Origin of the sequence: Jatrophihabitans sp. (assembly GCA_036399055.1) — a bacterium.
Lineage (GTDB): Bacteria > Actinomycetota > Actinomycetes > Mycobacteriales > Jatrophihabitantaceae > Jatrophihabitans_A.
In genome coordinates, this window is the sequence record DASWNX010000002.1 from 45,308 (window position 1) to 65,704 (window position 20,397).

Here is a 20,397-nt window from a genome sequence, read left to right on the forward strand (position 1 = left end):
CGCCGTCAGGCGGGGTTCGCCGTCAGGCGGGGTTCGCCGTCCCGGCCACGCGGTCTCAGGCGTCCGACGTGCGAGCGATGGTCGCACTGGCCCGGCGCACCGTCGGCGCCCGGCCGGCCGGAAGGCAGTCGGCCAGGAACTCATAGCTGTGGAGCAGGACGCCGGCAGCCCGCGAGCCCCTCGCGGCCTGGCTCTGGACGGCGTGCAGCCAGTCGGCGATGTCGCCCCAGCCGGGAGCGGCCAACGAGCCGCCCATCTGCTGCACCGACAGCGCCGCGCACAGGTTGCCGAACGCCAGCCGGTGACGCAACGGCCAGTTCCGCAACGTCGCCAGCACGAACGCCGCCGCGAAGACGTCGCCGGCGCCGGTGGCGTCGACCGCGTTGACCGGGAGCGAGGGCACCCACTCCTCCTCGCCGGTGAGCGAGTCGATCGCGATCGAGCCCTGGCCCCCGCAGGTCACCACCACCACCGGTACCGAGTCGGCCAGCTGGAGGAGCGCCGCGCGCGGGTCGTCGGTGCGGGTGTAGGCCATCGCCTCGGTGCTGTTGGGCAGGAACGCATGCAGTTCAGCCAGCTGCTGCAGCACGTCAGCTGACCACTGCTGGCTCGGATCCCAACCGACGTCGCCGAACAGCAGCATGCCCCGCTTGTGGGCGGTGCTCACCCATGCCTCCGGCTCCTGGCCCAGGTGCACCACACCGGCGGCCGCCGACGGCGGGTCGGCCAGCAAGGTGCTGGCCGAGATCGGCGACGGGTGGCTGTGGGTGACCATCGCGCGGTCGCGCTGCACCGCCAAGGACACCGTCACCGGAGAGTGCCAGTGGGCCAGCCGCTTGGACCGGGACAGGTCCACGCCCTCCTGCTCGGCCAGCGTCCGCCACAGGAAGTCGCCGTAGACGTCGTCGCCGAACACCGCGGCCAGGCCCGTGCGCAGCCCCAGCCGGCTCGCCGCCACTGCCAGGTTGGCGACTCCGCCGGGGCAGGAGCCCATGCCCTCGGCGAGCAGCTCGGTGCCCTGGGTAGGCAGCGCGGGCAGTCCGGTCAGCACCACGTCGAAGAACACGGTGCCCTGCATGATCACGTCGAAATCCGGCTCGGTCACATTTACCTCGCTCACCTGTATGAGAGTGCCACCTCTAGGGTCTTCTCACATGCGACTGGTGCTGGTGGGAGGTGGCGGCTTTCGGGTCCCGCTGGTGTACCGGGCGCTGCGCCGCCGTCCTGAGCTTGCGATCACCGAACTGGTGCTCTGCGATGTCGAGGCTGCCCGGCTGGCCGCGATCGGACACGTCCTGCCACCGGACCCGGCGATCCGGATCAGGCTGGAGACCGATCTGACCGAGGCCGTCCGCGGCGCCGACTTCGTGTTCTCGGCGATCCGGGTCGGCGGAGCGGCCGGTCGGGTGGCCGATGAGCGCCGGGCGCTGTCGGCCGGTGTGCTGGGCCAGGAGACGGTGGGCGCCGGCGGCCTGGCCTATGGGCTGCGGACCCTGCCGGTCGCGCTGGAGCTGGCTCGCGCGGTCGCTGACCTCGCGCCGACGGCTTGGCTGATCAACTTCACCAATCCGGCCGGCATGATCACCGAGGCCAGCCAGGCGGTGCTGGGCAACCGGGTGATCGGGATCTGCGACTCGCCGGTGGGGTTGGTCCGACGGGTCTGCCGGGCGCTGGGAGTGCCCGAGGCCGAGCTTCGCACCGGTCGGGTGGCGCCTGACTACGCCGGCGTCAACCACCTGGGCTGGTTGCGCTCGCTGCGCCGGGACGGCGTCGACCTGCTGCCGGACCTGCTCGGCTCCGACGCCCGCATCGAGTCCTTCGAGGAGGGCCGGTTGTTCGGCGCGCCGCTGCTGCGGGCGCTGGGCGCGGTTCCCAACGAGTACCTGCACTACTACTACAACACCGCCGAGGTGCTCGCGGCGCTGGCCCAGGGCTCGACCAGGGGCGAGTTCCTGCTGCGGGAGCAGCAGGACTTCTATGCCGCCGCGGCGGCCCGGCCGGCTGAGGCGCCCGCGCTGTGGGAGGCGACCAGACGCCGCCGGGAGCAGAGCTACCTCGCCGAAGCGCGCGCTGCCGAGCAGCCTCGCGACGAGCAGGACCTGGCCGGCGGCGGCTATGAGGAGGTGGCGCTGGATCTGATGCAGGCCCTGTCCGGCGGGCCGGCAGCCCGGCTGATCGTGAACGTGGCCAATGGCGCCACGCTGCCCGAGCTACCGGCAGAGCTGGTGATCGAAGCGCCCTGCCAGGTCGATTCGACCGGCGCCCGGCCGCTGCCGATGGCCGGGCTGGAGCTGCACCAGCTGGGCCTGATCGCCGCGGTGCGAGCCGCCGAGCGCGCCGCCATCGAGGCGGTGCGCACCGGCTCCTATCAGGCGGCGCTGCGCGCGTTTGCCCTGTCGCCGCTGGTGAACTCGACCCGGATCGCCCAGCGGCTGCTGGAGGATCTGCTGCGAGCCGACCCGGCGCTGGCCCGGCTGCTGCGCTCAATCCCTGACCGCAGCGCGAAGTGACGGTCATGCAGCGGGCATGCGCCGGCTCGTGATCCGCGACGGGCGCCGCGCTAGGAGTCAGAGGACGAGCCGGTCCCGCCTTCCAGGTCGCCCTCGGTGTCGAGGAATGCCTGCTGCAGCGCCGCGAGGGTGTCGGGGTCGGGGTGCTCCCACATCTTGCGCTGGGCGGCCTCCAGCAACCGCTCGGCGATCCCGTGCAACGCCCACGGGTTCGACTCGGCGAAGAACTTCTGCAACTGAGGGTCGAGCACGTAGGTCTGGGCGAGCTTCTCATACATCCAGTCGGCCACCACCCCCGCAGTGGCGTCATAGCCGAACAGGTAGTCCACGGTGGCGGCCAGCTCGAAGGCGCCCTTGTAGCCGTGTCGCTGCATCGCATCCAGCCAGCGCGGGTTGACCACCCGGGCCCGGAAGATCCGCGCCGTCTCCTCCGACAGCGTCCGGGTGCGGACCGCGTCCGGGTTGGTGCTGTCACCGATGTAGGCGGCGGGCGCGGTGCCGGTCAGGGCCCGCACAGTGGCCACCATGCCCCCGTGATACTGGAAGTAGTCATCGGAGTCGGCGATGTCGTGCTCGCGGCTGTCGACGTTCTTCGCAGCGATGCTGATCCGGCGGTAGGCGTTCTCCATGTCGGGGCGGGCTTGGATGCCCTCCACCCCGCGGCCGTAGGCATAACCGCCCCAGGCCGCGTAGACCTCGGCCAGGTCGGCGTCGTCACGCCAGTTTCGGCTGTCCAGCAAAGGCAACAGGCCCGCGCCGTAGGCGCCGGGCTTGGAGCCGAACACCCGCAGGGTGGCCCGCCGCTGATCACCGTGGGCAGCCAGGTCCGCCTGGGCGTGCGCCCGGATGAAGTTCTGCTCGAGCGGCTCGTCCTGATCGGCGACCAGTCGCACCGCGTCGTCGAGCATCGCCACCACGTGCGGGAAGGCGTCGCGGAAGAAGCCGGAGATCCGGACGGTGACGTCGATCCGAGGCCGGTCTAGCTCGGCCAGGCTGATCAACTCCAGGCCCGAGACCCGCCGCGACGCCTCGTCCCAGACCGGTCGCACCCCGAGCAGCGCCAGGATCTCGGCCACGTCGTCACCGGCAGTGCGCATCGCCGAGGTCCCCCAGGCCGACAGGCCGACCGAGCGCGGCCAGTCGCCGGTGTCGGCGCGGTAGCGGGCCAGCAGCGAGTCGGCCATCGCCTGGCCGGTCTCCCACGCCAACCGGCTCGGGATCGCCTTCGGGTCCACGGAGTAGAAGTTGCGACCGGTCGGCAGCACATTGATCAACCCTCGCAAGGGTGAACCGCTCGGGCCGGCCGGCACGTAGCCACCGTCCAGGGCGTGCAGCACATTGGTCAGCTCATCGGTGGTGCGAGCGAGCCGGGGCACCACCTCGGACGCGGCGAAGGCCAGCACCTCGCTGACCAGCGCGACCCGGCCGTCACCGGCGCCGAGAATCTCGCCGGCCACCGCGCCGGCCGCGTCGACGCGCCAGTCCCGGGCCTCCATCGCCGCGACCAGCCGGTGCGCCAGGTCCTCGGCCTCATCGACGTCGGTCCGGGCCTCGTCACCCTGCTCGGACAACCCCAACGCCTCACGCAGTCCCGGCAGCGCCGCCGCCTGACCGCCCCAGACCTGCTTGGCCCGCAGCATCGCCAGCACCAGGTTGACCCGGGCCTCGCCCTGCGGCGCCTGACCGAGGATGTGCAGGCCGTCGCGGATCTGGACGTCCTTGATCTCGCAGAGCCAGCCGTCGATGTGCAGGATGAACTCGTCGAACTCCGCATCATGCGGACGGTCGGCCAGGCCAAGGTCGTGGTCGAGCTTGGCGGCCTGGATCAACGTCCAGATCTGGGCCCGGATGGCCGGCAGCTTCGCCGGGTCCATCGCGGCGATGCTGGCGTGCTCGTCCAGCAGCTGCTCCAGCCGGGTGATGTCGCCGTAACTCTCGGCTCGCGCCATCGGCGGGATCAGGTGATCGACCAGGGTGGCGTGCGCGCGGCGCTTGGCCTGGGTGCCCTCCCCCGGGTCGTTCACCAGGAACGGGTAGATCAACGGCAGCTCACCGAGCGCGGCGTCGGTGGCGCAGGAGGCGGACATGCCGGCCCCCTTGCCCGGCAGCCATTCCAGGTTGCCGTGCTTGCCCACATGCACCACGGCGTGCGCGCCGAAGTCCTCGGCCAGCCACCGGTAGGCGGCGAAGTAGTGGTGGCTCGGCGGCAGGTCCGGGTCGTGATAGATCGCCACCGGGTTCTCGCCGAAGCCCCGTGGCGGCTGCACCATCACCACCACGTTGCCGGCCCGCAAGCCGGCCAGCACGATCTCGCCTTGGGAGTCCTGGCTGAAGTCGACGAACAGCGTGCCGGGCGCGGCGCCCCAGTGCTGCTCGATGCCCTCGCGCAGATCGGCCGGCAGGGTGTCATACCAGCGCCGGTAGTCCGCGGCGGTGATCCGCACCGGGTTGCCCGCCAGCTGCTCGGCGGTCAACCAGTCCTGATCCTGGCCGCCGGCCGCGATCAGCGCGTGGATCAGCGCGTCGCCGTCGAGCGCGCTCACACCGGGCAGGGCGTCCGGGCCGTCGACCGGGCCGATGTCATAGCCCTGCTCGCGCATCGCGGTCAGCAGCCGGACGACGCTGGCCGGGGTGTCCAGCCCGACCGCGTTCCCGATCCGGGAATGCTTGGTGGGATAGGCCGAAAGCATCACCGCGATCTTGCGCTGGGCCGGCGGGATGTGGCGCAGCCGGGCATGCCGGACCGCGATGCCGGCGACCCGGTCGGCCCGCTCGGGGTCAGCGACGTAGACCGTCAACCCGTCAGCGTCGACCTCTTTGAACGAGAACGGCACCGTGATCAACCGGCCGTCGAACTCGGGGATCGCGACCTGGGTGGCGGCGTCCAGCGGAGACAACCCGTCGCCGTTGGCCAGCCAGCTCTCCCGCGAGCTGGTCAGGCACAGCCCCTGCAGGATGGGAACGTCGAGTGCCGCCAGGGCGCCGACGTCCCAGGCTTCGTCATCGCCGCCGGCCGAGGCGGCAGCCGGCTTGGTCCCGCCGGCGGCCAGCACCGTCACCACCAGCGCGTCGGCGGCGCCCAGCGTGCTCAGCAGCTCTGGCTCGGCCGCCCGCAGCGAGGCGCAGAAGACCGGCAACGCTCGGCCGCCCTTGCCCTCGATGGCCTCGCACAGCGCGTGCACGAACGCGGTGTTGCCGGCGACGTGATGGGCGCGGTAGTACAGAACGGCGACTGTCGGCCCTTCGGTCGCGCGGGACTGCCGCTCTAGCACCCCCCACAGTGGGGTGCTGGCCGGCGGCTCGAAGCCGTGCCCGGTCAGCAGGACGGTGTCGGACAGGAATCGGTGCAGCTGGCCCAGATTGCCCGGGCCGCCCTCTGCCAGGTAAGCGTGAGCCTCGGCAGACACGCCGTAGGGCACGGTCGACAGCTTCATCAGCTCCGCGTCCGGCTGCTGCTCGCCGCCGAGCACGACCACGGGTCGGCCGCTGGCCAGCAGCGCGTCGATGCCGGCCTCCCACATCCGGTAACCGCCCAGGATGCGCACCACGGCCAGCTCCACGCCGACGAGCAGGTCGGGCAGGTCCTCGGCCTCGGTTCGAGCCGGATTGGCCAGCCGGTAGTCGGCGCCGCTGGCTCGGGCGCTGAGCAGATCGGTGTCCGAGGTCGAGAGCAGCAGGATCACAGTGTTCCTCCCCGGGGTCCGCGCCCCTGGCGTGTAGGTAAGCGGCCGGTTGGAGTGTCTGGCTCCTCCGAAAGACTCGGAGTCACAGTGGCGGGACCGCGCCGGGATTGCACCGGCTTCCTCCAGCGTGGCCGCTAGGCGGGCTAACTGTAGCTGGCCGGATCTCACCGGCCGGCACGTCACATCACTTCGGGCACGGTGCTGGGAACCCGGATGATGACCTCCAGCCGCTCGATGGCCTGCTGCGCCAAGGCCAGCGCCTCGGCTGCGGTGCCGGCGTGAGCGCGGGCCTGAGCCAGCCGCGAGTGCGAGCTCTGCAGGCCGTTGAGCTCGGTTCCGGGCGGAAGCGGCCACTTGACGGTGACACCGTCAGGATGCGGTCCGTCGACTCCGGCTATCTCCACCAGGACACCGGACGGCGGGGCGACGGCGAACCAGATGGCCTCGCACCTGGGAGCGCGGTCGGGGTCCTGCAGTGTCGAGCGGATGCTTGGGAGCACCTTCTCGCCCATCATCTGGCGCCACTGGTTCTTGACCAGGTCGACACCGGTGGCGTCGGTGACCAGATCCCAGATGGAGTCGCCGCCGAAGCGCAGGTGAGTCTCGATGAGTCGCGGGCCGGACTGGGTGAGGACGATCTCGGTGTGGGTCGGGCCGAACTCGACGCCGAGCGCGTCGAGTGCTCGGCACACGTGCGCGCCGATCGCCTCCACGTCCTCGGGGTCCAGCGGGGCGGGCATCACGTGCCCGAGCTCCACCAGGCTGACCGGGTCGGAGTACTTGCGGGTGATGGTCACGACCTGGTGCTCGCCCTGCTCGGAGAAGCACTCCACGCTGTACTGGACGCCGGGCAGGAACTTCTCGACTATCACCCGGATCGGCCTGTCGGTGGCTTGGGCGGTGGCTTGGGTCGGGCTGTCGGTGGCCTGGTTCGGAGTGGTCATCAGGACGGGCGCCGTTCCCTGCGCGCGGGTGATTCCCTGGGCGCGGGCGAAGGCGGACGCCGCCTCGGCCGGTTCGGAGATTATCGACACCCCCGCGCTGGCCATGCCGCTGGCCGGTTTCACCACACACGGGTAGCCGTGCGCGGCGGCGAAGTCCCGCAACTCGGCCTCGTCGCAGACGGTGGCCGAGGGAGTGGACTCGACACCGGCCTCGGCCAGCCGTTGCCGCATGGCGTACTTGTCGTGGACCAGCCGGACCGTCTCGGTCGAGTGGGCGGGCAGGCCGAGGGCTTGCCCGACCGCTGCGGCAGCGACCTGACCCTGGTCGCTGAAGCTGCCGATCCGGGTCACCGGTTGGAGCTGGTGGACCAACCTGGCAAAGGCGACCCACTCATCGACGGAGGCCCCGGCGGGCAGCACGACGATCCGAGCGAGCTTCTCCGGCTCGTCGATCTTCACCATCTGCTCTGGATCGCAGATCACGCTGGAACTGACGACCTGACCGGAGTCCCTCGCCCAAGTCCGCAGCCGATCGGGGATGTAGTACCCGTTGCCGAAGATCAACACGTGCTCGGACATCGTCTTCATTCCCTTCGGTTCGGGTCGGTCTTGGGTCACGGGTCGGTCTTGGGTCACGGGTCGGTCCGGGTACGGCTGGGAGGTCTGGACTCGCGCGGTCGGGTCGATGTCCTGACCACCGCAGGTTAACCGGATCGACCCTGTCGGCGGGGCAAGTCCGGAGGTAATTGCGCGGCGAGCAGGCAGCCCGAGGAGTCATCCCCAGGCAGCGTCGGCTTCGACCGTGAGCCGGTTGTCCACAGGGGATTGTCGATATCCACAAAGTGGAAATCCCGTCTTCTACGGCACGAAGCCGATTAAATTGAGCGACATGCCCACCACCGCTCTCGCCGCGTCCGCTCCGACGGCCGAGCTTGGCGACACCGGCTGGGGCGAGCGTCCGGTGTCCGCCGAGCCGGCGTCGGCCACCGAGCGGCTGATTCAGCTACTGGAGCTGGCGCCAGCCGCACGACCCACCGGTGAGATCGCCAGGTTCGACCCGCGCCGGCTGTCTGCTGGCGCCCGAATCGACCTGCTCACCCTGCTGGAACAGCAGAAGCACTGGCTGGACTCCGTGCAGCAGCAAGTGCTCGCCGAGATCGAAGCCGCTGACGCCAGCGAGCTCAACCTCTCACAAGAGGCCGTCTCACTGGCCTTGGGAGTTCCGCCCCGAACCGCGCAGGCCAAGCTCAAGACGGCCAGCCTGCTCGTTCGGGAGCTGCCCGGCGCCCTGGCTCTGCTGAGTGCCGGCAAGATCTCCTACCGGCACACCGAGGTGATCTGTGAGCAGGTGTGGTCGCTGGCACCCCAGCTGGTCGCCGAGTTCGAGGCCCTCGCGCTGGCCCGAGCGGCTGATCAAACCGTCGGCCAATTGCGGCAGGCCGCCCGGCGAGCGGCGGCCCGGCTTGATCCGGCAGGCGCTGAAGAACGCCATCAGCACGCCCTCACCAGTCGCAAGGTGGGCTTTCAACCGTGTGAGGACGGCATGGTGCTGCTGCCCGTCCTGCTGGACGCGCCGCAAGGGCAGCTGATCTTCACCCGGTTGACCGCCGCAGCGACCCTGCTGCCCGCCGCCGATCCGCGGACGATGGATCAGAAACGTGCGGACCTGCTGGTCGACGCCGTGCTGTGCGGCCTGCCGCACGACGCGCTTCCCGAACTGCAGGGACGCCGGCCGAGCATCCAGATCGTGGTGGCCGCCGACACCCTGCTGAGCCTGGATGACGAGCCGGCTGATCTTTCCGGTTACGGGCCGATCACTGCCGAGACTGCGCGCCGGTACGCCGCGGACCAATCGGGCACCTGGCGCCGACTGCTCACCGACCCGGACACCGGCGCGTTGCTCGACATCGGTCGAGACAGCTACCGGCCGGTGCGACGTCTGCGCGACTTTGTGCTGGCCCGAGACGGCGTGTGTTGCTTTCCGACCTGTGGCCAACCCGGTTATCGCTGCGAATTCGAGCACATCGTCGCCTTCTCCGAAGGTGGTGAGACCTGCCGGTGTGGCGGCGCGCTGGCCTGCAAGCGGCATAACCTCTGCAAGATCGGCACCGGCTGGCAGTACCGCCGGTTACCCGACGGCGGTTACCAGTGGACCGACGACACCGGTCATGAGTACACCGGTTATCCGCCGCAGCGCTGGCATCCGTCCGCTAGCTCACCAGCGTCAACCACACCCGCTAGCTCACCAGCGTCACCCAGAGCTGACTCGGTTGACGACGACGCGCGTCGCCGAGCCGGCTGAGGCATGTCACCCGCCCCGCCGGGTCATCAGGTGAAGCCTCATCCGCCGGGCCGTACGATCTCGAACGTGCCATCACCGCCCGCCGTTCGCCGTGCCAGCTCACAGGACTCCTGTCCTGGCGCCCTGCGGGTCCATCAGGCAGCTGACGGAGGTCTCGCGCGGGTGCGTGTCCCGGGTGGAGTCCTGACCGGCCCGCAGTGGCAGGCCTTGATCGCTGCCGCCGAGCGACTGGGCAATGGCCAGCTGGAGCTCACCTCACGCGGCAACCTGCAACTGCGCGGGCTGGGAACCGGCGACGAGGCTGCGCTGGCCGCTCGCCTGCAGGACGCGGGCCTGTTGCCGTCGCTGACCCACGAGCGGGTGCGCAACCTGCTCGCCTCACCGTTGACCGGCCGGGACGGCGGCCTGCTGGACGTCCGCCCGCTGATCGCGGAGTTCGACCGCGCGCTGTGCGCCCGCCCGGCGCTGAGTGAGCTGTCCGGCCGGTTCCTGTTCGCCCTGGACGACGGCCGGGCCGACGTCCTGGCCGCCGAGCCCGACATCGCCGTCACCGCCACCTCGCCGCACTCGATGCAGCTGCTGTTGGCCGGCCGGCCGGTCGCGGCGCAGCGCCCCAGCAGCGCGGCGGTCGAGTTGATGCTCGCGGCCGCGGAGGCATTCCTGGCCGAACGCCAGGCTCAAGGCAGCGCCGCATGGCGGTTGGCCGAACTCATCCATGGCCCGGCCCGGGTCGCAGCCCGGCTCGGGATCGTCGACCGGGCTGGTCACACGACCGCGCGAGCAGCCGGTCACGCCCCAGCAGCCGGGCACCCCCCAGCAGCCGGGCACTCGACCGCGCCGGCGCCAGGGCGGGTGATCCGGCAGCGCGACGGCGCCAGCGCCCTGGTCATCGGCATCCCCCTGGGCAGTCTGAGCGCCGATCAGGCCCGGGCCTTTCTGCGGCCGCAGTTGATCCTGACGCCGTGGCGCAGCATCGTGGTGCCAGACCTGGACACCGCTGAGGCCGCCGAGTTGCTTGCCGACTGCGCCCGGCTGGGCATGATCACCGACGGGACCGACGCGCTACGCGATGTCACCGCCTGCACCGGCCGGCCGGGCTGCGCCTCAGCACTGGCCGACGTCCGGGCCGACGCCCTCGCGACGCACCGAGCCGCTGGCGTGCCCCTGTCCGCCGGTGTGCACTGGTCCGGCTGCGCCCGCCGATGCGGCCGGCCCGCCGGCGCCGTCACTGACCTGGTGGCGACCGGCGCCGGTTACCGGCTGAGCACCGGCGAACGGGCAGTAGAGGTCGGCTCTGCGCCGGCCGAGCTGACGGCGGCCCTACTCGCTGAGTCCGCGCTGACCGCTGACCCGGCGCTGGCAGGCTCCCGGTGAGCGACTACCTCACTGACGGCGCCGAGATCTACCGGCAGTCCTTCGCGACTATCCGCGCTGAGACGAACCTGGCTCAGCTGCCCACCGACCTGGCCAGGGTCGCGGTTCGCATGATCCACGCCTGTGGCATGACCGACCTGGTCCACGACCTGGACTACTCGCCCGGCGTGGTCGCCGCGGCTCGGAACGCGCTGCTGGCCGGCGCCCCGATCCTGTGCGACGCCCAGATGGTCGCCTCCGGGATCACCCGCCGACGGCTGCCGGCCGGCAACGAGGTGCTGTGCACCTTGAGCGATCCACAGGTGCCCCGACTCGCCGCCGAACTCGGCAACACCCGCAGTGCGGCTGCCCTGGAGCTGTGGCGGCCGAGATTGGCCGGCTCGGTGGTCGCGATCGGCAACGCCCCGACCGCCCTGTTCCGGCTGCTGGAGATGATCGAGGCCGGCGCCGGACGTCCGGCAGCCGTGATCGGCATACCGGTCGGCTTCATCGGCGCCGCCGAGTCCAAGCAGGCACTGGCTGAGTTCAGCGTCCGCACCGGCGCCACCGAGTACCTCATCGTCCGCGGCCGGCGCGGCGGTTCTGCCGTCACCGCCGCCGCGATCAACGCCATCGCCAGCGAGGAAGAGTGAGCCAGCTGCCCGCAACCACCGACCAGCCGACCAGTCCAGCCACCGGCCGGCTCACCGGCGTAGGCCTGGGACCCGGCGATCCGGAGCTGGTCACCGTCAAAGCCGCCAGATTGATCGGCGCCGCCGACGTCATCGCCTTCCACAGCGCTCGGCACGGGCGCAGTATCGCCCGGTCGGTGGCCGAGCCCTACCTGCGACCCGGCCAGATCGAAGAGCCGCTGATCTATCCGGTCACCACCGAGACCACCGAGCACGCCGGTGGCTATGCAGGCGCGATGGAGGACTTCTACACCGCCGCGACCGAACGACTGGCCGCTCACCTGGACGCCGGCCGTGACGTAGTCGTGATCGCAGAGGGCGATCCGATGTTCTATGGCTCCTACATGCACCTGCACAAGCGGCTGGCGCACCGCTACCCGTGCGAGGTGGTGCCCGGCGTCACCTCCGTCAGCGGCGCCTCCGCCGCACTGGGGCGACCGCTGGTCGAGCACGAGGAGATCCTGACCGTGCTGCCCGGCACGTTGCCCGCCGAGGTGCTCGCCGAACGGCTGGGCGGCGCCGACCCGGCCGTGGTGATGAAGCTCGGGCGCACCTTCGACAAGGTCCAGCAAGCCTTCGCTGCGGCCGGCCGGCTGGACGAGGCCTGGTACGTCGAGCGCGCCAGCACCGGCCAGCAGCGCATCCTGCCGCTGGCCGACGTCGATCCCGCCGGCGTTCCGTACTTCTCACTGGCGCTGCTGCCCAGCAGGGGCGGCAATGCCATCCCAGCCCCCCAGCCCGACCCCGCACGCGCGGAGCGGCGGGGCGAGGTCGTCGTGGTCGGCCTCGGGCCGGCCGGCCGGGATTGGCTTACCCCCGAGGTGCAGGCTGAACTGGCCGCAGCCGATGAGCTGGTGGGTTACACCACCTACCTGAACCGGGTGCCGGTCAACCCGCGCCAACGCCGGCACGCCTCGGACAATCAGGTGGAATCCGAGCGGGCCGCCTTCGCCCTGGACCTGGCCAAGCACGGCGCCCGGGTGGTCGTGGTGTCCTCCGGTGACCCCGGCGTGTTCGCGATGGCCAGTGCCGTGCTGGAGATGGCCGGCGACGAGCAGTGGCGCGACGTCGAGGTCCGGGTCTGCCCCGGCCTGACCGCGGCGCAGGCTGTGGCCAGCCGGGTCGGAGCGCCGCTCGGGCACGACTTCTGCGTGCTCTCGCTGTCAGACCGGCTCAAGCCCTGGGAAGTGATCGCCGAGCGGCTGGCGGCAGTGGCCCGGGCCGACCTGGTGCTGGCGATCTACAACCCGGCGTCGAAGTCGCGCACCTGGCAGGTCGAGAAGGCCCGCAACCTGCTGCTGGAACACCGGTCCCCCGACACCCCGGTGGTGATCGGACGAGACGTGGGCGGACCGGAGGAGACGGTCCGGGTGCTGCGGCTGGCAGAGCTCGATCCGGAGCAGATCGACATGCGCTGCCTGCTCATCATCGGCTCCTCCCAGACCCGGCTGCGCTACCGGCCGGATGGCCAGCCGACCGTCTACACGCCCCGTCGCTACCCCGGCGCAGGCGCTGCCCCGCTGGACTGATCCGCCGAAGTGACCACCCGCCGGGCTGACGCTGGCGGGCCGACCACCTCAGCCAGTCGGTCCCGCCGTAAGGCCGGCGATCCAGTCGCAGGCGGCTTGGACCGTCTGCACCGTGGGGACGTCGGGCAACGGCGGTCGCTGGATCAGCAGCACCGGCAACCCGAGTTCACGCGCCGCCACCAGCTTCGCCTCGGTGAGCGGGCCACCGCTGTCCTTGGTCACCAACACCTGAATCCGGTGTTTCCGCATCAGCGCGATCTCCTCTGCCACGCTGAACGGCCCGCGCGCGAGCAACAGCTGACGCCTGGGCGGCAGCGGCGGCTGGGGAGCGTCGATGCTGCGGATCAGGAACCAGTGCCGCTCAAGGCAGGCGAACGGCGCCAACCCGGTCCGGCCGGTGGTCAGGAACACCCGCTCGGCTCGGCCTTCCCGCGCCAGCCCCTCTGACACCGAGCCCTTTGACACCGAGCCCTCTGACACCGAGCCCTCTGACACCGAGCCCTCCGACGCCGAGCCCTCTGAAATTAAGCCCTCCAGCGCTCGGGCCGCGGCCTCCGGAGAAGGTTGCCGGCGCCAGTCATCACCCGGACGCTGGATCCAGCCAGGCCGGCGTAGCGCCAGGATCGGTACCCCGACCGCAGCCGCTGCCTGGGCCGCGGACCAACTGATGGTCGCGGCGAACGGATGGGTGGCATCGACCACGGCCGCGATCGACTCGGCCGCCAGCCAGCCGGTCAGCCCGGCCGCCCCGCCGAAGCCGCCGATCCGCACCTCACCGGCTGGCAGCGCCGGATCGGCCACCCGGCCGGCCAGCGACGAGATCGGTCGCACCCCGGGCAGGCCTGCAAGGGCGCTGGCCAGCGCCCTTGCTTCGGCGGTTCCGCCCAGGATCAGCACCCGCGTCACCTTTGGCCTCCTCCTGCTCCGCTGATCTCCGTGTGCTCCGCTGATCTCCGTGTGCTCCCAGGATCACCTTGTCCCGCGCCGCACCAGCTCGGCTACCGGCTTCGTATCAGACGCCGCCTCGGGCATGCTAGGACCCGATGACGACACCCACCGGCCTGCGCTACGGCTGGACCACCGGCGCCTGCGCCACCGCGGCGACCGCCGCCGCCTACACCGCGCTGCTCACCGGCAGCTTTCCAGACCCGGTGCAGATCACGCTGCCTAAGGGCCAGCAACCGGCCTTCGCGCTCGCCCGCGAGCAGCTTGGCGAGGGGTGGGCCAGCGCCTCGATCGTCAAGGACGCCGGTGATGACCCCGACGTCACGCACGGCGCGCTGATCACCGCCACCGTCCGGCCCGGCCCTGACGGCTCCGGCGTCGGCTTCGTGGCCGGCCCCGGCGTGGGGACGGTCACCAAGCCCGGGCTGCCACTGGCCGTCGGCGAGCCTGCCATCAACCCGGTGCCCCGGCAGCTGATGACCGCCGCCGTCACCGAGCTGGCCGGCGGCGAGGTCCCCGACCTGGTCATCGAGATATCGGTGGCCGACGGCGAGGAGATCGCCCGGCACACCTGGAACCCGCGGCTGGGCATCCTGGGCGGCATCTCGATTCTGGGGACCACCGGCATCGTGGTGCCGTACTCGTGCGCCGCCTGGATCGACAGCATTCGCCGCGGGGTGGACGTGGCCCGGGCAGTCGGCCATCAGCACCTGGCAGGCTGCACCGGCAGCACATCCGAGCGGGTGGCCGCGCAGCTCTACGACCTGCCCGAGGACGCCCTCCTCGACATGGGCGACTTCGCCGGCGCGGTGCTCAAGTACGTCAAGCGGCACCCGGTGCCCAGGCTCACTATCGCCGGCGGCATCGGCAAGCTGGCCAAGCTGGCCGACGGCCACCTCGATCTGCACTCCGGCCGATCCCAGGTCAATTACCGGTTTCTCGCCGAACTGGCCAGCTCGGCCGGCGCCGACAGTTCGACGGTCCAACAGATGCTCGCCGCCAACACCGCCTTGGAGGTGCTCCAGATCTGCCAGCGCAACGGCGTGCCGATCGGGGACCTGGTCGCCGCCCGGGCCCGGCAGACTGCCGAGCAGGTGATCGGCGACGCGCCGGTCGCCCTCGACGTGGTGGTCATCGACCGCGCGGGGACCATCGTCGGCCGGGCTTGAGCCGGGCGCACCAGATAACCTGCTGTGGTGCAACCTAACTCCACGCCTGAGATCTCGACCGCCGAAGCCGTCAAGCTGCTGGACGGCGACGCCGTGCTGCTCGATGTGCGCGAGCAACACGAGTGGGACGCCGGGCACGCCCCGCAAGCCCGCCATCTGGCCATGTCCGAACTGGCCGGCCGCATCTCCGAGGTCCCGGCCGACGCCACAGTGATCTGCGTCTGCCATGTTGGCAGCCGGTCCGCCGCAGTGTCGCAGGCGTTGATCGGGGCCGGCTTCAACGCCGTCAACCTCAGCGGCGGGATGGTCGCCTGGGCAGCTGCCGGGTTGCCGGTGGTCGACGCCGTGGGCGGCTCCGGCATGGTGATCTGAGCTGGTCCTGCACCGGGTCCACGGGGCGTCATGATCGAGGTGACACCGGCCCAGCGCCGGGCCCGGCTGGGCTGGCGGCACCGGTTGGCCGCCGAGGCGCTGGCCGCGAGCCCGGTCGAGGTGGCCAGAGACCTGGTCGCCCTGCACGGCACCGATCCGTCATCGGTCTACCTGGCCGCGTGGGCTCGCATGCGGGACGGCGACGTCGCCGCTGCCGTCCACCGGGCGCTCTATGAGGAACGCAGCCTGATCAGGCTGATGGCCATGCGCCGCACGGTCTTCGTCACCAGCCTGGACGTGGCCCCGGTGCTGCAGGCCGCGTGCTCGCGCGCGGTGGCTGCCCGCGAGCGCCGCAAGCTTGAGTCGATGCTGGCCGCGGTCGGAGTGGCCGAGGATGTCGAGGGCGTCCGGCGCTGGCTCGACGAGACCGAGCAGATCGCGCTGCGGGCGCTGCGGGACCGCGGTGAGGCCACCGCCTCCGAACTGGCCACCGATGACCCGCGCCTTGGCGTCGAGGTCGTGATCGGGGGCGCAGGCAACCAGGGCAGGCAGCACGTGGCCAGCCGGATGCTGTTGCTGCTGGCCGCCGAAGGCAAGGTGGTTCGCGGCCGGCCGCGGGGGTCCTGGACATCTCACCAGCACACCTGGTCGCCACTGGAGCGCTGGACGCCGGGCGGCTTGGCCGAGTGGGACACCGCGCAGGCAGAGGTGGAGCTCGGCCGCCGCTGGTTGACCGCCTTCGGCCCAGGCGCCGAGCAGGACTTGGCCTGGTGGGCCGGCTGGTCCAAGACCCAGGTGAGGCGGGTGCTCGCCGCGCTGGGCGCGGTGGCCGTGGACCTCGGCGACGGCAGCAGCGGCTACCTGCTGCCCGAGGACCTCGAGCCGGCCCCTGAACCCCAGCCCTGGGCGGCGCTGTTGCCGGCGCTGGACTCGACCCCGATGGGCTGGCGCCAGCGGGACTGGTTCCTCGGCGAGCACGGGCCCTACCTGTTCGACGGTTTCGGCAACATCGGCCCGTCGCTGTGGTGGAACGGCGAGATCGTGGGCGGCTGGGCGCACGACCGCGACGGCGAGATCGTGGTGCGCTTCCTGCGCGACGTCGGCTCGGAGGCGGTGACCGCCGCACAGGCCCAGGCCGAGCTGCTGGCCGGTCGGCTCGGGGGCGTGCGGCTGACGGCTCGGACCCGGGGCAAGACCTGGCTGGAGCAGGAGCTCAGCGGCTGAGCGCCGGGCGGGATGGCAGATAGCTGCCGGCGTTGCCCGGAGGGCTGCCGGCGCTGCCCGGAGGGCTGCCGCCCGGGCCAGTTCGGTGATCGCCATTCAGAGGTTGCCCAGCACGCGACTGACGGTGGTCGCCGTTCAGAGATTGCCCAGCACGCGACTGACGGTGATCTCCAGGACGACCCGCCGCGGGTTGACCCGCGGCGTCCGGTAGCGCTCGGCGTAACGCCGCTCGGCGTCGGCCACCGAGTCGGCGTCGGCCCTGACGATCGCCCGTCCCTCCAACGTCGACCAGCGTCGGCCGTCGACCTGGCACACCGCCACCGCCGCGCCGGCCGGCCCGGCGGCCAGCACCTGGCGCGCCTTGTGTGAGTCCCCTGAGGTGATCACCCGCGCCAGGCCCGCCTCGGCGTCCAGCGTCACCCCGACCGGCACCACGTGCGGGGTGCCGTCGGAACGCACCGTGCTGAGGGTGGCGAGCCGGCGTTCCCGCCAGAACTCCAGGAACTCCGGACCTCGACCGCTCAGCTCCGGCATCGCCGGCTCAGTCTCGACATCGCTCATCGCTCTCCATCGGGCGCCTGGCGCAGCAGGCGCGGCAGGAACGCCGCGCCCACGCCGTCGGCTCGGGCCGCGGCGGCGTCGCCGGGATTGGACATGGCACAGGATCGTATCGACAGGCAGCCACACCCGATGCAGGCTCTGCAGGCCATCGCGCAGCGCCTGCAGCGCCTGCAGCGCCTGCAGAGCCTGCAGAGCCTGCAGAGCCTCGATCTGCTCATCGAGGCGCCGTCGCCAGTCGCGCGAGATCCGCCCCCCGACGCCTCGCACCTGCTGCTGGTGGAGTCATAGGCCCGCCAGGCTCGCCCAGCGGGCCTATGACGCAGCCGTGCGAGCGGGCTACCACTGGCACGAGTTCGGCGACTCCTGCCTACTGCTTGCCGACCGGCGCTGAGCACCGCATTACCGTTGCCAGACATGCACCCCGACCCCGACCGGCTCGCCGCCATCGCTGCCCGGCTGCCCGGCGCGTTGATCGCGCTGGACTTCGACGGCACCCTCGCGCCGATCATCAGCGACCCCAGCGCCTCCCGGCCGGTTCCCGGCGTCATCGACACCCTGGCCGGGCTGGCGCGGGCCGGGGCGCAGATCGCCGTCGTCACCGGCCGCGACGCCGCCACGGTGCTCGAGCTCGGCGACCTGCGCGCCATTCCGGACGTGGTCGTCAGCGGCCTGCACGGCGCGGAGACCTGGCGGCACGGCGATCTGCAGACCCGGGACGAGCCGGCCGGGCTGGCGGCGCTGCGGACCAGCCTGCCCCCGCTGCTTCGCCAGAGCGGCGACGGGGTGTGGTTGGAGGACAAGCGACTGTCGCTGGTGGTGCACGCCCGCCAGGCCGCAGATCCGCAGCGGGTGCTCACCGAACTCGGCGACCGGCTGCCGCCGCTGGTAGCCGAGCAGGGCCTGGAACTGCATCCGGGCAAGCTGGTGCTCGAGATCAGGATCCCGAACCTGTCCAAGGCCACCGCGCTTGAGCAGCTGCTGATTCCGAGCACCTCGGCGGCGCTGTTCGGCGGTGACGATCTCGGGGACCTGCCGGCGCTGGCCGCGGTGTCGGCCTGGGCAGCGCTCACCGGCCGGCCGGGACTGACCATCGCGGTAGGCGAGCTGGCCGAGCTGCGCCAGGCCGCCGACTGCGCGGTGGGCTCGCCGGCCGAGCTCGCCGTCCTGTTGGCGCAGTTGCTGGCCACAGCTGAGACACGCGGCGGCGGTGGCTGACGCACGGTGAGCCTCATTGATGGTCTGATGGGCCGATGACGGCGTCCCAGCAGCCCACCACCCACGCCGACGCACGTCCCGACGGCCGGATCGTGGTGGACAACCTGACCAAGGTCTTCGGTGACCAGCGGGCAGTGGACTCGCTCAGCTTCACCGTCGAACCCGGCTCGGTGACCGGCTTCCTCGGCCCCAACGGCGCCGGAAAGACCACCACCTTGCGCATGCTGCTGGGGCTGGTGCGCCCGACGTCAGGCACGGCGACCATCAACGGCGTGACCTACGGGTCGCTGCCGCGGCCGTTGCAGGCCGTGGGCGCGGCCCTGGAGGCAGCCAGCTTCCATCCGGCTCACACCGGCCTGCAGCACCTGCGGATCTACTGCGCGGCCGCGGGCCTGCCTGCCAGCCGGGCCGACGAGGTGCTGGACCTGGTGGGGCTGGGCCAGGTGGGCAAGAAGAAGACCAAGGGCTACTCGATGGGCATGCGGCAGCGACTCGGCCTGGCCGGCACGCTGCTGGGCGATCCGCAGGTGTTGATCCTGGACGAGCCGGCCAACGGCCTGGACCCCGAAGGCATCCGTTGGCTGCGCGGGTTCTTCCGGCACCTGGCCGGCGAGGGCCGCACCGTCCTGGTGTCCAGCCACCAGCTGGCCGAAGTGCAGGAGGTGGCTGACCGGGCGGTGATCCTCAATCGCGGCAAGCTGGTCCGCGCCGGCACCATCGGCGAGTTGTCGGCCGGCACCGCTGTGACAGTCGTGCGCGGACCGGCCCTGGGCCCCTTGCAGCAGGCGCTGGCCGGCGCCGGCTTCGGCGGCAGCACCGAGGCCGACGGAGCGCTGCGGGTGCGCACCGACCAACTCGCCCTGGTCGGTCACCTGGCCTTCACCCACAACGTCGAGCTGCACGAGCTCCGGCTCGAGGAGTTCGACCTCGAGCGGCTGTTCTTCAGCCTGACCGAGGGCGAGCACCGCGGCGCAGAGCTCGAGCCGCCCGGCGCGTCCCAGCACCGGTACGCACCCGAACGAGGAGGCGCCCGATGATCAATCTGGTCCGTTCGGAGATCCTCAAGATCCGCAGCACCCAGGTCTGGTTCTGGATGGTGCTGCTGGCCGCCGCCTTCACCGCGCTGGGCACCATCGGCATGGTGGTGACGGCGATCAACGCCTATGACGCCGGGGACCCGGTCGACTACTACGCCGTGTTCACCCAGTCCGAGGGCGCCGGGGTCGCGTTGCTGGTGCTCGGGTTGCTGGGCCTGACCACCGAGTTCCGGCACAAGACGATCACCCCGACGTTGCTGGCGACCCCCAACCGGTGGCTGTTGCTGGCCGGCAAGGCGGCCTCCTACGCGGTCTTCGCGATCGTCTACGCCCTGGTCTGCGTGCTGCTGAACTTCGCCATCGCGATCATCTGGCTCTCCAGCGTCGGAGTGCCGGTCGAGTTCTCCCAGGGGGTGCCCGGTGGCGTGGCGAAGGCGTTCGTGACGCTGGTGCTGACCGGCATGTTCGGCCTCGGGCTGGGCGCGGTTCTGCGCAACCAGGCGGCCGCCATGGTCTTCGGCATCGTGTACTTCTTCATTCTCGACCCCTTGCTCAACTACACGCCCTGGGTGCGCAAGGGCTACGCCTACACACCCGGCGGCGCGGTCAAGGCCTTCATCTCCAACGGCGATGCCTCCAACATGCCTGATGACGTGCACCTGCTGGCCCCGATGGCCGGCGGGGCGCTGTTCCTGATCTGGGCGCTGGGGCTGCTGATCATCGGCGGCCGGCTCAGCCTCAGCCGCGATATCAGCTGAGCGGCTCGATATGAGCCGGTTGTGAGCAACCGCACCGATTCTCCGCCGGCCGGTTCGGCATGCGGCGCTGCGTCTTGCTGAGGTCCACGCGTAGGCTGGATCA

At 71.3% G+C, this 20,397-nt stretch carries 17 protein-coding genes and 1 riboswitch; of the genes, 12 read left to right on the forward strand and 5 right to left on the reverse strand.

What is annotated here, in order from left to right; genetic code table 11:
- Positions 1 to 55: 55 nt before the first annotated feature.
- The gene (locus tag VGB75_00265) at positions 56 to 1,120 is read right to left on the reverse strand and encodes a PfkB family carbohydrate kinase (protein ID HEY0165447.1); all 1,065 of its coding nucleotides are present in this window, start codon (positions 1,118 to 1,120) and stop codon (positions 56 to 58) included.
- Positions 1,121 to 1,154: 34 nt separating this feature from the next.
- Between VGB75_00265 and VGB75_00270 the strand changes: the two genes are divergently transcribed.
- Positions 1,155 to 2,510: a hypothetical protein gene (locus VGB75_00270; GenBank protein HEY0165448.1), complete on the forward strand. Its 1,356-nt coding sequence runs from the start codon at positions 1,155 to 1,157 to the stop codon at positions 2,508 to 2,510.
- Between the two features lie 50 nt (positions 2,511 to 2,560).
- Here VGB75_00270 and cobN read toward each other — a convergent pair whose 3' ends face one another.
- Both cobN and VGB75_00280 read right to left on the reverse strand, forming a co-directional pair.
- The gene (gene cobN / locus VGB75_00275) at positions 2,561 to 6,193 is read right to left on the reverse strand and encodes a cobaltochelatase subunit CobN (GenBank protein ID HEY0165449.1); all 3,633 of its coding nucleotides are present in this window, start codon (positions 6,191 to 6,193) and stop codon (positions 2,561 to 2,563) included.
- Between the two features lie 52 nt (positions 6,194 to 6,245).
- Positions 6,246 to 6,316: riboswitch (cobalamin riboswitch) on the reverse strand.
- A gap of 56 nt (positions 6,317 to 6,372) precedes the next feature.
- Positions 6,373 to 7,716, reverse strand: coding sequence for an ATP-grasp domain-containing protein (locus tag VGB75_00280; GenBank protein HEY0165450.1), 1,344 nt, complete (start codon positions 7,714 to 7,716; stop codon positions 6,373 to 6,375).
- A 310-nt stretch (positions 7,717 to 8,026) separates the two neighbouring features.
- Here VGB75_00280 and VGB75_00285 point away from each other — a divergent pair, with 310 nt between their 5' ends.
- The 4 genes from VGB75_00285 (at position 8,027) to VGB75_00300 (ending at position 13,013) form a co-directional block, all read left to right on the forward strand.
- On the forward strand, positions 8,027 to 9,439 hold the full coding sequence (locus VGB75_00285) for a DUF222 domain-containing protein (GenBank protein HEY0165451.1): 1,413 nt from the start codon (positions 8,027 to 8,029) through the stop codon (positions 9,437 to 9,439).
- 66 nt (positions 9,440 to 9,505) lie between these two features.
- Positions 9,506 to 10,813, forward strand: coding sequence for a precorrin-3B synthase (gene cobG, locus VGB75_00290; GenBank protein ID HEY0165452.1), 1,308 nt, complete (start codon positions 9,506 to 9,508; stop codon positions 10,811 to 10,813).
- The gene (locus tag VGB75_00295) at positions 10,810 to 11,445 is read left to right on the forward strand and encodes a precorrin-8X methylmutase (protein ID HEY0165453.1); all 636 of its coding nucleotides are present in this window, start codon (positions 10,810 to 10,812) and stop codon (positions 11,443 to 11,445) included. Before cobG ends, VGB75_00295 begins: the two co-directional genes overlap by 4 nt.
- Positions 11,442 to 13,013 (forward strand): precorrin-2 C(20)-methyltransferase, encoded by a 1,572-nt coding sequence (locus tag VGB75_00300; protein HEY0165454.1) that lies wholly within the window; start codon positions 11,442 to 11,444, stop codon positions 13,011 to 13,013. Before VGB75_00295 ends, VGB75_00300 begins: the two co-directional genes overlap by 4 nt.
- A 48-nt stretch (positions 13,014 to 13,061) precedes the next feature.
- Here the strand turns inward: VGB75_00300 and VGB75_00305 are convergent, their stop codons facing one another.
- Entirely contained in the window at positions 13,062 to 13,919 is an 858-nt protein-coding gene (locus VGB75_00305; protein ID HEY0165455.1) for a cobalt-precorrin-6A reductase, read from the reverse strand.
- A 137-nt stretch (positions 13,920 to 14,056) separates the two neighbouring features.
- On the opposite strand from VGB75_00305, the gene VGB75_00310 reads away from it, so the two are divergent.
- Genes VGB75_00310 through VGB75_00320 form a run of 3 tightly spaced genes read left to right on the forward strand, consistent with a single transcriptional unit; the run spans position 14,057 to position 16,723 of the window.
- Positions 14,057 to 15,127 (forward strand): cobalt-precorrin-5B (C(1))-methyltransferase, encoded by a 1,071-nt coding sequence (locus VGB75_00310; GenBank protein HEY0165456.1) that lies wholly within the window; start codon positions 14,057 to 14,059, stop codon positions 15,125 to 15,127.
- A gap of 27 nt (positions 15,128 to 15,154) precedes the next feature.
- Entirely contained in the window at positions 15,155 to 15,499 is a 345-nt protein-coding gene (locus VGB75_00315; protein ID HEY0165457.1) for a rhodanese-like domain-containing protein, read from the forward strand.
- Between the two features lie 30 nt (positions 15,500 to 15,529).
- Complete coding sequence (locus VGB75_00320) at positions 15,530 to 16,723, forward strand: winged helix DNA-binding domain-containing protein (GenBank protein ID HEY0165458.1); 1,194 nt, start codon at positions 15,530 to 15,532, stop codon at positions 16,721 to 16,723.
- A gap of 135 nt (positions 16,724 to 16,858) precedes the next feature.
- Here the strand turns inward: VGB75_00320 and VGB75_00325 are convergent, their stop codons facing one another.
- On the reverse strand, positions 16,859 to 17,284 hold the full coding sequence (locus VGB75_00325; protein HEY0165459.1) for a TIGR03618 family F420-dependent PPOX class oxidoreductase: 426 nt from the start codon (positions 17,282 to 17,284) through the stop codon (positions 16,859 to 16,861).
- A gap of 93 nt (positions 17,285 to 17,377) precedes the next feature.
- Here VGB75_00325 and VGB75_00330 point away from each other — a divergent pair, with 93 nt between their 5' ends.
- From VGB75_00330 to VGB75_00345, 4 genes are all read left to right on the forward strand, one after another.
- Positions 17,378 to 17,572 (forward strand): hypothetical protein, encoded by a 195-nt coding sequence (locus tag VGB75_00330; protein ID HEY0165460.1) that lies wholly within the window; start codon positions 17,378 to 17,380, stop codon positions 17,570 to 17,572.
- Between the two features lie 126 nt (positions 17,573 to 17,698).
- The gene (gene otsB, locus VGB75_00335; GenBank protein ID HEY0165461.1) at positions 17,699 to 18,499 is read left to right on the forward strand and encodes a trehalose-phosphatase; all 801 of its coding nucleotides are present in this window, start codon (positions 17,699 to 17,701) and stop codon (positions 18,497 to 18,499) included.
- Positions 18,500 to 18,534: 35 nt separating this feature from the next.
- On the forward strand, positions 18,535 to 19,536 hold the full coding sequence (locus VGB75_00340) for an ABC transporter ATP-binding protein (protein ID HEY0165462.1): 1,002 nt from the start codon (positions 18,535 to 18,537) through the stop codon (positions 19,534 to 19,536).
- Positions 19,533 to 20,294, forward strand: coding sequence for a hypothetical protein (locus tag VGB75_00345; protein ID HEY0165463.1), 762 nt, complete (start codon positions 19,533 to 19,535; stop codon positions 20,292 to 20,294). The genes VGB75_00340 and VGB75_00345 overlap by 4 nt, the downstream gene beginning before the upstream one ends.
- The last annotated feature ends 103 nt before the right edge of the window (positions 20,295 to 20,397 follow it).

Excerpts from the sequence above, each read along its gene's own strand:
- VGB75_00280 (HEY0165450.1), bottom strand. The coding sequence starts at position 7,716 with ATGTCCGAGCACGTGTTGATCTTCGGCAACGGGTACTACATCCCCGAT.
- VGB75_00345 (HEY0165463.1), top strand. The coding sequence starts at position 19,533 with ATGATCAATCTGGTCCGTTCGGAGATCCTCAAGATCCGCAGCACCCAG.
- VGB75_00310 (HEY0165456.1), top strand. The coding sequence starts at position 14,057 with ATGACGACACCCACCGGCCTGCGCTACGGCTGGACCACCGGCGCCTGC.
- VGB75_00270 (HEY0165448.1), top strand. The coding sequence starts at position 1,155 with ATGCGACTGGTGCTGGTGGGAGGTGGCGGCTTTCGGGTCCCGCTGGTG.
- VGB75_00320 (HEY0165458.1), top strand. The coding sequence starts at position 15,530 with ATGATCGAGGTGACACCGGCCCAGCGCCGGGCCCGGCTGGGCTGGCGG.
- otsB (HEY0165461.1), top strand. The coding sequence starts at position 17,699 with ATGCACCCCGACCCCGACCGGCTCGCCGCCATCGCTGCCCGGCTGCCC.
- VGB75_00340 (HEY0165462.1), top strand. The coding sequence starts at position 18,535 with ATGACGGCGTCCCAGCAGCCCACCACCCACGCCGACGCACGTCCCGAC.
- VGB75_00330 (HEY0165460.1), top strand. The coding sequence starts at position 17,378 with ATGGCACAGGATCGTATCGACAGGCAGCCACACCCGATGCAGGCTCTG.
- VGB75_00325 (HEY0165459.1), bottom strand. The coding sequence starts at position 17,284 with ATGAGCGATGTCGAGACTGAGCCGGCGATGCCGGAGCTGAGCGGTCGA.
- VGB75_00285 (HEY0165451.1), top strand. The coding sequence starts at position 8,027 with ATGCCCACCACCGCTCTCGCCGCGTCCGCTCCGACGGCCGAGCTTGGC.